Here is a 13,369-nt window from a genome sequence, read left to right as displayed (position 1 = left end):
TTTTATCAATGTAAAAATTACCAATTTTTCTTTGCATTACTTAGCATTTAACTACCTATTTAGATTTATTCATATGTCAATCACCTTTCTTACCTATTTATCCCGCTATTTATGGGCAGTAAGACCCTCACCTCAAAATTCAGCGGAAGCAAAAAAGTTAGGTGGGGGCCCTGCTGTCCGTAAAAGCCCGATTGATGAGGGCTTCTACTCAGTGGGGATGAAGAAAGCCCCTCCACTGAATAAAGTTTCACTTTATTCAGTAAGTAAAACTTTACAAAATAAAAAAATCGGTATAGATAATTACATATCCATACCGATTTTTTATAATTATTTTCCTTCTATTAAATCATTCGCCATTTTCCTAAATTCTTGATTAAATGCGTCATTCATACCATTTTGGACGTTAGAAAATAATATGACAAACGTTCGTTTATCCCAGTTAAAATTATTAAAAGTGTTCCAGCCAGCTAATACACCGTGGTTATGATAATAATCTGGGTAAATATAGAAACTAAATCCATATTTTCTTGCAGGTGATGCAGAAAACATATCTGATACACTTTGTTTAGAAAGTAGTTTACCATCCATAATAGCTTCATCTAACTTTTTCATATCTTCAACAGTCGTATACATTTCACCACAACCATACAGCCAGTTCATTTTTAAGCGCGGCGTGGCTATTAACTTATTATCTTTTTTCGTATACCCTTCTGCTAAGAAAATATCTTCTGGAAGTGTTGCGCCCATTCCAGATTCATTCATTTCAACGGGAGTCAAAATATTTTCTTTCACATATTCAGCAAGTGGTTTATTCGATATTTTTTCTACAATATATGCAAGCACCATATAATTATAATCTGTATATTTCCATCCTGTCCCTGCTGGAAATTGTAACGTTTGTGCCCCAATCCACGTTACTAATTTTAACCGTGATGCTGCGTCAACACTACCTTGTCCCTGTTCTGGTAATCCAGACGTATGTGTTAACAAGTTTCGTAACGTAATGTTTTTATCTGCCGGAAACGATGGGATATATTTATTTACATTGTCTTCAATGTTCAACTTCCCTTTTTCTTTTAGTTGCATAATAGATATTGCAACAACTGTTTTCGTAATAGAACCAATGCGATATTTCGTTCTTGGCGTTGTTAATACTTGATCTTTCACATTCGCATAACCGTAGCCTTTTCGTAAAATTACATGACCTTTACTTGCTACAAGAACACTCCCATTAAATCCTTTATCTTTTAAGTACTGATCTAGTTTTCCAGCTGCAATTTCATAACGCTTTTTCTCATTCGCATCAATTTCCTGCTTAACATCTTTTTGCTTACTATTTACATTAGAAAATGCCTTTGCATCATATTTTTCCCCTTTATTTGCATGTATTAGTGTAACAATACTTCCACAAAAAACTGCAAAAATAAAGAAAACGATTAACCATTTCTTTAACATACTAGGAACCCTCTTTTATCTAGTTTCACTTAACGTACATCCATTCTATTTTATATCTTTTAATTATCAAGTATATTATAATATTATTTAATATTCACTCTGTTAAAACTAGATTCCTTTTTCTCATTTTCAATTTTGACTACTCTCTATTGTATTTCTTTCTTGCAAAATTTCCAACATACAATCGGATGCATTACACTATAATTTCAAATTCTTTTGTAACATTTGTTACATACTAAAAAGAATGGAGATGTAATATGAAAAACACCGATAAACGCAATCGTTTAGATGATAAGATGTTTCATTATCGGATAACAAAAAATAACATGGTATTAATTGAATATTACGGAAAACAGATTATGGTATTAAAAGGAAATGATGCTGAAAAATTTTTAAATAAAATAAATCATGCAAATAACGATAAAGAAAAACAGCTAATTATGGCTAAAATTACAGGTAATTTCAAAAGAGGTAATGAACGAAATTGAAAACGAATCTCATTTACATTTTGATTATACAACAAATAAAAAAAGAAATGTCGCTCATTCAACATTTCTTTAGACTTTCTTCATAAAAAATTTACATTGCTAACATTCCTTCATTTTCTATACTTCCTATATAAGCTAACCGCTGAAATAGTTAGTAATACAACTATGCATAACCACGCATACGTATATCCCTTCTTATCTACAATATAACCAAATAAAGCAGGCGCAGCAATAATGGCAATTTGATTTAATGTAAGTGCAAAACTCACTGTCATCCCTACCGATTCTTCACTTGCTGATTCCGCAACTTCAGTTATAAAAAGACTAAACCATCCAATTGAAAAGAATCCTAACAACGCACTTACACCATACAATACATTCGTTATTGTATGTATGCTCATTACTAATATTAGAATGAAGAAAATAGAAATACAAACAGTTATAAATAAGAGGGTACGCCTATTCCCCTTATAAAATAAATCACTAGTAGCTGCTAATATAACCCTACCAACCATTCCAGAAAAGAACATAACGGAAAATACTTTTCCAGCTAAAATTGGCGTGATTGATTGTTCCAATACTAAAAATTTTATAAAGTGCGCAACTAACACCATTTGCAATGAAATCATACAAATGCCAGTTATATAAATTGCATACAACTCTTTTTTACACATCACTTCTTTTAACTGCATCCAAAAAGAAAGTTTACTACGTTCTTGTTTAACTTTCTCTTGAATATATGGTTCCTTATAAAATATAAAAAATAAAAACCCTCCAATTATACAAATACATGCAATACTATTTACCGCATAGGCCATATTATATTTTATTGTAAGAAACGGGATCAATACTCCCGCTAATGTACCACCAATCGGTATACCGGCTTGTCTAATCCCCATCGCTAACCCGCGATTTTCTTTTGAGAACCACTTCATTATCACCTTACTTCCTCCTGGCTGCGAAACACTATAAAACGTTCCTACTAATAAAAGTACAAAGAGTAACCCATTAAATCCATTGACCATATTAGTCAGTAAAAACGAACCTCCTATTAAAAATGAACCTATCGAAATTAACAACTTTTCATTGTATTGATCAAGTAGCCGCCCGACAAAAAGCATACAAAATAGCGGTCCTATATTTACAACACTTACTAACAATCCAATCTCCGTATTCGTAAGTGCATATTCTTCTTTCCAAAATAAAGCAAACGCTCCAACACCATACGTTATAAGTGTCGCTGTTGTTTGAGCAACCGTCGCAAAAATTAACATAACCCACTTATAAGTACTATTCACCCTTTCTTCCATTAACACAATAATCCCTCCATCCCCTTCCATTGTATGAAAGTTCTGATATCATATAAAATAAAGATTTATCATGTAATTCATCAAAAAAAATGATACCTTTTCTGGAGGGATGATATTTGGATATAAAAGATTTAACTGTATTTTACGAAGTTGCGAAAGAAAAAAACATATCTCACGCAGCTAAAAATTTAAACTATGTACAGTCTGGCGTAACAATGCGTATGAAACAACTAGAAAACGAATTAGGTGTGCCTTTATTTTACCGAAACGGAAAAGGTGTAACTTTAACTTCTAACGGTGAGATTTTATTAACATACGCCAAACAAATTATCTACTTAATGGATCAATCTGTTAAAGCAGTTCAAAGTAATGGGATCGAACCAAGAGGCACTTTAAAAATTGGATGTACAGAATCTACAACCGCTGTAAGACTTCCATCTATATTAACGGCCTATTATGAGAAATACTCAAAAGTCGAATTGATTTTAGAATCAAATACGACGGAACAATTGATTAGGCTTGTACTAGAACGAAAACTGGACGGAGCGTTTATAGCTGGCTCTACTCAGCATGCTGAACTTCATACAAATATATTTCGTGAAGAAGAATTAGTTCTCATTAGCAAAAAGCCTTTATCTTCCTTTAAAGACATAGGAGACATGAATTTACTTGCATTTAGTCATGGGTGCTATTATAGAAATTTATTAGAAGATTGGCTTCAAGAAGAAGGAATTTCACCTAAGCGAGTATTAGAGTTTGGAACAATTGAAGCGATTCTCGCATGTGTAAAATCAGGTATGGGCATAGCAATTATGATGAAGTCTATTTTAAGTGGTCATAAACATGACATATCATTCAATCCTTTACCAAATAGCTTCAAAAAAGTTCCTACTACTTTTATTACTAGAAAAAATATATATCACTCTGCTGCATTACAAAAATTTATGGAGATGACTCACAATGCGTGAAAAGAAAATACGTGGTATGAACCGAAAAACAAACACTATGATAAAGCGAATTGAGGAACATACAAAAACGTTCCCTTCTACTTTCTATAACGATGAATATTGGAATATGCTATTGCCAGTTTCGCAAGCTTTTATTGACTCTCGTAAAACACCTAGAAAAGTAAAACGGTTATGTATTCAAACCTTATTAAATCAAGCAAATCATTTAATAAATATGAAACCGAGCGATACACATACATATCGAGTTGTTGTTTTGATTTCTATAAATAATTTGTGGGATTCGCAAATCATTATATTTAAAAATGAGGACTACTTTCATAATTTCTTTAATAGAGATAGTGAATTTCAAAAATGGATTCTTCTTTCAAATGAAATTGATTTTTGGGAGACATGGGAAATGTCAGTTTGTCATTCCTTCAAAACGCTTCACTTTCAAGAAATTATTTATGATGCAGATGAATGCTATGAAAAAGAGATTCTGTTTATCGGAGAGTTAGATTAAAAAGGGTATACCTAAAACACTGGTATACCCTGTTCCACTTATTTTTCCTTCAATACACTATGTAATCGATCCGGATAATTTGTAAACATTCCTGTAGCACCCCATTTGATTAACAGTCTCATATCTGGTTTCTCATTAATTGTATAAGGGTGAATTAACAGTCCATTTTTCCTAGCCATTTTCATATAGGACTCATCAATAATTAGTTCCCCGTTATCATTACGTAAGTTTGGTCCAATACCCGCTGCATACTTTTTAATTTCTTGAAAATCATCATTTGTTACACTTTTCGGTTCATGTGTAATGCCAGACCATTCAACAATTTCATTGTTTTCATTTGGATAATACCAAAGCAATTGAACTAACGGAATATTTTCATTCATACTATGAATCTTTTTCAAACTATCTTTACTAAATGATTGAATCATAACACGGCTAGAAGACATGTTTTGGCCTACTAAATTATATTTTTGTAACAACGCCAACAATTTCTCTTCCATTCCTGGATACACATCTGGTGATTTTGTTTCAATATAATACTTCATACTTCTTCCATACTTTTGGAAGATTTCTTCAAGAGTTGGAACCTTTTGCCCAACATACTCTTGCTTAGCCTTTTCTGGATACGCTTTATTAAACCATGATCCAGCATCTAAACTCTTTATTTCGCTTAACGTTTTATCGCGTACTTCGCCTGTTCCATTTGTAGTGCGATCAACTGCTGTATCATGCATTGCAATTAATTGGCCATCCTTTGTTAATTGAATATCTAATTCTAAATAATCCGCTTTCATTTTTTTCACTAAATCATAAGAAGCAAAAGTGTGCTCAGGTGCATGCCCACTTGCTCCGCGATGTGCAATATTTAAAAACTTATTCGTATTCCATTCATCCTTTCCTTCTGCTTTCGCATGAACAGCTCCCCCAGCAAAGATACTTCCAGTCATAAAGAAAATAACTAAAACGCTAATAATCTTTCTCATTCTTCTAACCCTTCCTACGTTGCAAATTTCAACAAGCTAATGAGATTTACACGAAACAGAAGACACACTTTCATTATTTTTATAAACCTATATTAAAATTCCAATCTTACAAATGTTTTCTATATTATTAATATAGAAAACTAGTATTATCCTATTTAATTTCTATAACCCTCCTTTTCACATGTAACTCCCTATTTTGTACGGTTCATTCAATAAAAAAAGCCATAAATTATTTAGGCTACACTCCTGTGTCCCTAAATAAATTTATGGCTTTTCTCAAATATCTCCGGCCTCTATTAACTTGTCGAATTTAATCATATCAAACCTATTGAAATTTGTGAATATTTTTTTCAGTAGAGTGAAGCACATAAAACAATATTTCTGTAGTTACTTAAAAATCACATAATAAATTTCTCATTACCTCTTCCAATACTATATCTGGATTTACTACCGTTTTTTCCGAACGCCATCCGATAAAGCCATCTGGTCTAATTAATACAGCACCTCCATTCTCTATACCATATAATTTGCTAAAAATATCTTCTGGAACAACAAAGTCTCCACTTAAGCCAACACGATACCCTTTTATATGTATTCCTAATTTAGCTGAAACAGCATGTGCTGCCTCAGCCCAAGAACTATTTTCTACTCCTGTAAGTAATACAAAACTGTTACCGAATAAGTCTAATGTAGAAACTTTCTTCCCTTCATACGTTCCCCATAAATGTGGCGCTCGCGTTCCAGGTCTTCCGTTCAACTCTATGCTATCCATTCTATGCGGAGTGACTGAATCATCTATAATTGCCTCTGAACAATACTGATATCCAACTGTAACAGCTAAACCATCCATATTATTCAAACTGCCTTCCTCTCTATTCGCAGCACGAAACAGTAAACTACTTGCATAAGCTGTCGTTAATTTTGCAACAGAGTGTCTCTCCTCATGATATGTTTCTAACAGTTTTGGTTTTGCCTTCCCTTTTATAACAGCCGCTAATTTCCAAGCTAAGTTATGCGCATCTTGTATTCCTGTATTTGAACCAAATCCTCCTGTTGGCGGCATAATATGTGCTGAATCTCCAACTAAAAAGGTTCGATTCCCTTGAAATTTCACCGCTGTACTTTCGGCCGCTTCCCACGGTAAAACACTTAATATTTTTGATTCAACATTTGTACTTCCAATTGCTATTTGAATAATTTGTTTACAACGTTCTATAGTGAAGTCCTCTAGCCCCTCTCCTTTTAATGGATCGTAGGCTACATGATAAATCCATTTTTTTACGTTATCAACCGGGATAAGTGCACCAAGAACCTCCGGATGAAGTACCATCGAAAAACCGAATGCGTCTCCTTGTATAAACTCTCTTAAATCAGCTTCAAAATAAATATTCATATAATAGCCACCAATGGTTCCACGCCCCTCAGTTTTAATCCCTAACTGCTCACGTATTTTACTTTTCGCTCCATCCGCTGCAATTACATAGTCACAATGTATGACACTTTCTTTTTCTGTTTCACGATTTCGAATCTTTGCTTTTACCCCGTTTTCACTTTGTTCAAATGAAACTAATTCATGATAAAAAGATAGTTGCCCGCCTAGCGTTTTTGCCTCTTGTAACATCATCTCTTCTAAAATAATTTGATAACATGCAGTTTGTTTTGATGGACTAATCTTTTCTATTTTTTGAAGTAACTCTTCATCGTTTCTGTATTGCGTCGCTCTCATTTGTTCCAAGTCTTCTTTATTCGCTTCAGCTATTGTATGAACCGCTATTCTTCCTCGGCAGTTCTCTAATGCTTTACCTGCCAATTTAATTCTTTGTTCCAAGCCTAATTCTCGAAATAACTCCATTGTACGTAAAGTAAGACCACCTGCTTTCGGATGAATGGCAGTAGACGGATGCCTTTCAATAAGTAAGTACTCAATGTTATGTTTTGCAAGAAATAACGCAGACGCTAACCCAGATAATCCCCCTCCAACAATTAAAACTGGTACATAATTCGATTTCATATATTTACCCTCCACATCATTGTTCTGAGCTCAGTGACATAAATATAATCAAAAAAAACATTAAAATATAGACTTATATTTCATTTTGAATTATCATATAGATAGATTACGCCCCAAAATTCCTTTTACCTTTTCATACATCTATAATCCACCTGAATTGTGTCTGTATGAAAGTGTAAAACAAAAGAACTTACTTTACGTTGAACCATGTTCTATCGTAAAAATCAAAAATAATATAAACATTATAAGCGGTCGTAACCTTATGGATTATACAAGGTTACGACCGCTTATTTTATTGTTACATCATTTTTTGTTTTTAAAACTTCACCTATTGTGTTATGTAATCCTTCCAATCCCTTTTCTATCTCCCTATAATTTTCAACAATAAAAAATTCATTCGTCTCGATTTTCTTTCTCAATATTGCACCTCATGCAACAATCATGTAGCATTACCGTATCGAAGTAATGGTTTATCATCTTAAACCTTTCGACTAATTACCTGGAGGCAAAGTGATTGAAATGAATAAACAAGAACAATTAAATATTATAAAAAAAGATTTTATTGATTCTCAAAAAGTATTATTGGCAATTGGTGATGAAACACGTCAAGCTATTTTATTAGTGCTAATGGAAACAGAATGTCAAACAGGATTACGTGTAGGAGAAATCACGAAGCAAACACACCTTTCCCGTCCAGCAGTATCACATCACCTTAAGATTTTACGAGAAGCTGGCATTATTTTAATGAGAAAAGAAGGTACAAAGAATTTTTATTATATTGATATACGTACAAAATTAGGTTTATTAAAAAATCTTGTATTAGATATTGAGAAGCTATTGCAAAACTTTTATTAAAACTTGGAGGTATAAGATATGAAAGCAATGATAATTGATAGATATGGAAAAGTCCCAATGCGTATGGCAGAGGTACCTACTCCTGAAATTAATGAGTATGAAGTGCTCGCAGAAATTCATGCAGCTAGTATTAACCCAATTGATTTTAAAATACGTGATGGAAAAGTTAAAATGTTACTGAAATATGAAATGCCTCTAATCCTTGGGAATGACTTTTCCGGTGTCATCACGAAGGTTGGATCAAAAGTGACTCGTTTTAAAGTCGGTGATGAAATATATGCTCGTCCAAGAAAAAATAAGATTGGTACTTTCGCGGAGTATATAGCCATTCATGAAGATGATATTGCTTTAAAACCAAAAAATCTAAGTTTTGAGGAAGCGGCTTCGATTCCACTCGTTGGCTTAACTTCCTATCAAGCTTTACATGACATCATGCAATTACAAAAAGGACAAAAGATTTTAATTCACGCTGGATCCGGTGGTGTTGGTACTTTCGCTATTCAGTTAGCAAAAATAATGGGTGCTACTGTTACAACGACTGCTAGTGAAGCTGGTGCAAATTTAGTAACGTCTCTTGGCGCAGATGAAATTATTAATTACAAAACAGAAAAATTTGAAGATATACTAAAAAATTATGATGCGGTATTTGATACAATCGGCGGTGCAACACTTGAAAAATCATTCAATATTATAAAAAGCGGAGGAAACATTGTTTCCGTTTCAGGTATGCCGAATGCTCGCTTCGGTAAAGAATTTGGTTCAGGATTCTTTAAAACTCTCTTATTTTCATTAGCCAGCAAAAAACTTACTGCACTTGAAAAAAAGCATAATGCTCAATATTCATTTTTATTTATGAAGCCAAGCGGGGATCAATTACGTACTATTGCAAACTATATTGAAGCCGGAAAAATTAAACCGGTAATCGATCGAGTTTTCCCTTTTGAAGATGCGCAAAAAGCAATGGAATATTCAGAGTCTGGAAGAGCAAAAGGAAAAATAATTGTAAAAATTAAATAATAATAAAACCTCCATTTTCTTAAAATGGAGGTTTTAAATTTGCTGTTAAATAGACATAGTGCAATGAAGTCCTTACAATAGATTGCAAGGGGAAATATTATATTATACTTTTAGTTAACTTTACAAAGAATACATACGTACAAATACATAACTTAAAATACAAAAAGGAGGAGATACAATGACTAAAAATAATGAAACAGGTTGGAATTTAGATAATAGTTATACGACTTTACCACAATCATTTTATACAGAAATCCCCCCTACTCCCGTAAGTTCACCGGAGTTAGTTAAACTAAACCATTCATTAGCGATATCTCTTGGCTTGACCCCTGAAGAACTGAAAAAGGAAGCTGAAATTGCTATTTTCGCTGGTAATGCACTCCCAGAAGGAGCTCATCCATTAGCTCAAGCATATGCTGGTCATCAATTCGGACATTTTAATATGTTAGGCGACGGTCGTGCTCTTTTAATTGGCGAACAAATTACTCCTTCAGGTGAGCGTTTCGATATTCAACTGAAAGGTTCTGGCCCTACTCCCTATTCACGCCGAGGAGATGGCCGTGCTGCACTCGGTCCGATGCTACGTGAATATATTATTAGCGAAGCAATGTATGCACTCGATATTCCAACTACCCGCAGTTTAGCAGTTGTCACAACCGGTGAACCAACCTATCGTGAAACAAAGTTACCTGGAGCAATTTTAACTAGAGTAGCTAGTAGCCATATTCGCGTCGGTACATTTCAATATGCTGCAGCTCGTGGTTCAATAGAGGACCTGAAATCACTAGCTGACTATACGATAAAAAGGCATTACCCAGAAATTGAATCTCATGAAAACCGATATACTGCATTACTACAAGAAGTCATTAAAAGACAAGCCAGTCTTATCGCAAAATGGCAACTTGTTGGATTTATTCACGGCGTAATGAACACTGACAATATAACGATCAGTGGCGAAACAATTGATTACGGTCCTTGTGCATTTATGGACAATTACGACCAAGGAACTGTATTTAGCTCTATTGACACACAAGGTCGTTATGCATATGGAAATCAACCATATATGGCCGCATGGGATCTCGCACGACTAGCTGAATCTTTAATACCAATTCTGCACGAAGATGAAGAAGAAGCATTAAAAATCGCTCAAGACGAAATTTCGAAATTTAGCGTACAGTATGAAAAACAGTGGTTCCTTGGAATGAAAAAGAAATTAGGACTATTTAGCAACGAAGAACAAGATCACTCATTTATTGAGCAACTTTTAAAAATGATGGAGAAATATAAAGCGGATTACACAAATACATTCCGTTCATTAACTCTTGATGCTATCGAAAATACAGCTCTATTTGAAAGTCCTGAATTTAAAGAATGGTACAAACTGTGGCAATCTCGATTAGACAGACAAGAACAATCGAAAGAAAACGCCTACGAGATGATGAAAAATAATAACCCATCAATCATCCCGAGGAACCACCGTGTAGAAGAAGCATTAGAAGCAGCTGTTACAAATGACGACTATAGCGTAATGGAGAAACTTCTTGAAGCTTTATCAAACCCTTATGCGTATTCTACAGATCAAGAAGAATACTGCGCTCCGCCTGCACCGACGAATCGCCCTTATCGTACTTTTTGTGGCACTTGATTAAAAATTTGTTTTTATTTTAACCCAAAAATTTATTAAGTTAACTATTAATCACAAACTTAAAAGTTGCTTTCAATATTGAAAGCAACACATTTAGTATCCAACCTTAAACAAGTCACAAATTATAATTTGTGACTTGTTTAATTACCCACGTTCAATAGAAGATTTGTTTTGCAGGCATCGTTGTATCTTCAGAGACAGCATATGGATTTTCATTAGGTTTTATAATTATAAACGTTCCACCATATCCACTTTGAGCTAATTTATTACAAAGACCTTCTACCATAAAACCCCATAACTTCAGCTGCTATTCCCATTATAGATAATCCAAGTTTTTTCTTTATTTCAATGCTTCTTTTTCAAGTATTCTCTTTTTTATTTCATAACTCATAAAAAAATACTTTTCTGCTTTTTCTATATTACCTACTTTATGAAACTCTAATGCCAGACTTTCAGTATATTCGTGAATATACTCCGATAAATTTTTTCTTTCAAAGTAAGAAAAACCTTCGAGAATAATTTTTTCTATTTTTTCTACCTCTAAATGCTGACAAAATCCCTTTAGAATTAAAAAGTGATATCTATATTCATCATTTTTTAATTCCTCACAAACCTTCAATCCACTTTCAATTAATTCCTTCGCTTTTTCTATTTCACCTAATTTATAATATTCTCTTGCCTCTAAAAAGATTGCCTTATAATGAGTAGGCATTTTTTTAGAAACCTCAGATAAGTGTCTAATTGCTAAAACTGAAAGATTTTGACTCGCATACAATAAACCTAAATTATGTCTGATTCTTAATACTAACATTTCAGCATCATTTTTTTGTAAAATGTTTATTGCTGACGCAATATATTCCTCACCTTTATCATGCTGCTTTAATTCCGAAAAAGATAATCCTAATATATTTTCGCACAGCGCTATGTTCACTTCATACCCTGCTTGTTTAACAAAGATATCTCTTGCTTTTGAAGCGTATTCAATAGCTGAATATGCGTAATGCAAGTGGTATTTTAATATAGCAACTCTATAATTAAACTCTGCATATTCAATTTCATCTGAAATATGCTCTAATAACCCTTCAGCTTTTTCAAAATAGTTGCTAGCTTCACTATAATTAGTAAGAATTGTATAATGAATGGCTTTGAATAAATAATAATAATAATTAGAATATTCATCATTTGGTTTAGGCAATGCATCTATTTTATCAAAAGCTTTTTTCAAATTACCTAAACCATCTATTAACACTTTATATCGAAATTCTAACAGATAATAGTGAAATGAAACCTTTACATCTGATTCGATAATATAAAGCTTTTTATCGATCTCCCCTTTTAATTTTTTCGCTTCACTTATACGTTGAGCTCTAATATCTCGATACCAATCATTCAGCATCTTAGTAATTAATTCATTGCCAGTGATTTGTATATTCATCAAATCCACTCTCCTTCTTTTAATTATCATAAAAATAACATAATTCGATTATTTATATATATATATATATATATATATATATATCTAAACAATTGAACGAAATTCATTCACTGAATTTCGTTCAATATTTTAATAAATCCGCTGTAAATATGAATACTTTTTCTTATAACCTCTGAATATGAGTATCCTTAAAACCCGTCTCATATTTCAATCCATACCCAAACATTCGATCCATTCCAATATATGCTGTCCATATTAAGCCAATCATTATAACGGTATCTATCTTAAAATAGACACCTAGTAGAACAATTAATATGGATATGATATATGTGTGACATACATTATATATTTTCACACCAACGTGATTATTAATCCCATATGCTAACATTGATAGATCCGGCGCTAAAAGGAATACAAAAAATATAATCCAACTAAACTCATATATCGAATACATATAAATTGTGGCTAAAAATACAACCATTCCTTCAAAATGTACAATACGTTTTTGCATTATTTATCATTCCTATTTTTCTATATTTATTAATACATTTTCATCGCTAAAAGTATTCTTTTCATTTTTTGCATTTTTTGACCAGATGGTTGCTAATATTGGCCCTGCAATGTTATGCCATACTGCCGCTAATACACTTGGGAGTGCAGCAGCCGGTCCAAAATGCAAAATACATTCCAGCTACATTAC

At 33.0% G+C, this 13,369-nt stretch carries 15 protein-coding genes; 6 read left to right on the top strand and 9 right to left on the bottom strand.

Translation table 11 applies throughout. The annotated features are described in order from the left end of the window. Positions 1-327 precede the first annotated feature (327 nt). On the bottom strand, positions 328-1,455 hold the full coding sequence (locus ACZDYH_RS05975) for a serine hydrolase domain-containing protein (protein ID WP_434712489.1): 1,128 nt from the start codon (positions 1,453-1,455) through the stop codon (positions 328-330). 257 nt (positions 1,456-1,712) lie between these two features. Between ACZDYH_RS05975 and ACZDYH_RS05970 the strand changes: the two genes are divergently transcribed. Continuing rightward, entirely contained in the window at positions 1,713-1,943 is a 231-nt protein-coding gene (locus ACZDYH_RS05970; RefSeq protein ID WP_000798794.1) for a hypothetical protein, read from the top strand. 110 nt (positions 1,944-2,053) lie between these two features. On the opposite strand, the gene ACZDYH_RS05965 is transcribed toward ACZDYH_RS05970, so the two are convergent. Then, positions 2,054-3,283, bottom strand: coding sequence for an MFS transporter (locus ACZDYH_RS05965; protein ID WP_141402217.1), 1,230 nt, complete (start codon positions 3,281-3,283; stop codon positions 2,054-2,056). Positions 3,284-3,369: 86 nt separating this feature from the next. On the opposite strand from ACZDYH_RS05965, the gene ACZDYH_RS05960 reads away from it, so the two are divergent. Then, positions 3,370-4,221, top strand: a complete 852-nt coding sequence (locus ACZDYH_RS05960) for a LysR family transcriptional regulator (RefSeq protein WP_434712491.1) — start codon at positions 3,370-3,372, stop codon at positions 4,219-4,221. Further along, positions 4,214-4,723, top strand: a complete 510-nt coding sequence (locus ACZDYH_RS05955; protein WP_001208348.1) for a DUF3916 domain-containing protein — start codon at positions 4,214-4,216, stop codon at positions 4,721-4,723. Before ACZDYH_RS05960 ends, ACZDYH_RS05955 begins: the two co-directional genes overlap by 8 nt. Before the next feature lie 38 nt (positions 4,724-4,761). Here ACZDYH_RS05955 and ACZDYH_RS05950 read toward each other — a convergent pair whose 3' ends face one another. The 3 genes from ACZDYH_RS05950 to ACZDYH_RS05940 form a co-directional block, all read right to left on the bottom strand. Beyond that, positions 4,762-5,706 carry a glycerophosphodiester phosphodiesterase gene (locus ACZDYH_RS05950; RefSeq protein ID WP_434712493.1) on the bottom strand — a complete coding sequence of 315 codons (945 nt, stop codon included), beginning with the start codon at positions 5,704-5,706 and terminating at the stop codon, positions 4,762-4,764. A gap of 391 nt (positions 5,707-6,097) precedes the next feature. Next, positions 6,098-7,717 carry an FAD-dependent oxidoreductase gene (locus ACZDYH_RS05945; protein ID WP_086388739.1) on the bottom strand — a complete coding sequence of 540 codons (1,620 nt, stop codon included), beginning with the start codon at positions 7,715-7,717 and terminating at the stop codon, positions 6,098-6,100. A gap of 287 nt (positions 7,718-8,004) precedes the next feature. Continuing rightward, entirely contained in the window at positions 8,005-8,136 is a 132-nt protein-coding gene (locus tag ACZDYH_RS05940) for a hypothetical protein (RefSeq protein ID WP_006926296.1), read from the bottom strand. A gap of 91 nt (positions 8,137-8,227) precedes the next feature. On the opposite strand from ACZDYH_RS05940, the gene ACZDYH_RS05935 reads away from it, so the two are divergent. The 3 genes from ACZDYH_RS05935 to ACZDYH_RS05925 all read left to right on the top strand — a co-directional run bounded on the left by ACZDYH_RS05935 (position 8,228) and on the right by ACZDYH_RS05925 (position 11,234). Continuing rightward, entirely contained in the window at positions 8,228-8,572 is a 345-nt protein-coding gene (locus ACZDYH_RS05935; protein ID WP_000571870.1) for an ArsR/SmtB family transcription factor, read from the top strand. An 18-nt stretch (positions 8,573-8,590) separates the two neighbouring features. Beyond that, positions 8,591-9,589 (top strand): NADP-dependent oxidoreductase, encoded by a 999-nt coding sequence (locus ACZDYH_RS05930; protein ID WP_000646442.1) that lies wholly within the window; start codon positions 8,591-8,593, stop codon positions 9,587-9,589. Between the two features lie 178 nt (positions 9,590-9,767). Then, positions 9,768-11,234, top strand: a complete 1,467-nt coding sequence (locus tag ACZDYH_RS05925; RefSeq protein ID WP_006926295.1) for a protein adenylyltransferase SelO — start codon at positions 9,768-9,770, stop codon at positions 11,232-11,234. A gap of 154 nt (positions 11,235-11,388) precedes the next feature. Here the strand turns inward: ACZDYH_RS05925 and ACZDYH_RS05920 are convergent, their stop codons facing one another. The 4 genes from ACZDYH_RS05920 to ACZDYH_RS05905 form a co-directional block, all read right to left on the bottom strand. Then, positions 11,389-11,520, bottom strand: coding sequence for a hypothetical protein (locus ACZDYH_RS05920; protein WP_000229167.1), 132 nt, complete (start codon positions 11,518-11,520; stop codon positions 11,389-11,391). A 54-nt stretch (positions 11,521-11,574) separates the two neighbouring features. Continuing rightward, the gene (locus ACZDYH_RS05915) at positions 11,575-12,669 is read right to left on the bottom strand and encodes a response regulator aspartate phosphatase (protein ID WP_001025508.1); all 1,095 of its coding nucleotides are present in this window, start codon (positions 12,667-12,669) and stop codon (positions 11,575-11,577) included. A gap of 163 nt (positions 12,670-12,832) precedes the next feature. After that, positions 12,833-13,180, bottom strand: a complete 348-nt coding sequence (locus ACZDYH_RS05910) for a DUF4260 domain-containing protein (protein WP_076876437.1) — start codon at positions 13,178-13,180, stop codon at positions 12,833-12,835. Between the two features lie 12 nt (positions 13,181-13,192). Next, positions 13,193-13,348, bottom strand: coding sequence for a transporter (locus ACZDYH_RS05905; RefSeq protein ID WP_000545391.1), 156 nt, complete (start codon positions 13,346-13,348; stop codon positions 13,193-13,195). Between the last annotated feature and the right edge of the window lie 21 nt (positions 13,349-13,369).

Source organism: Bacillus sp. EB V-12 (genome assembly GCF_056158125.1).
This window is presented reverse-complemented; position numbering and strand designations above follow the sequence as displayed.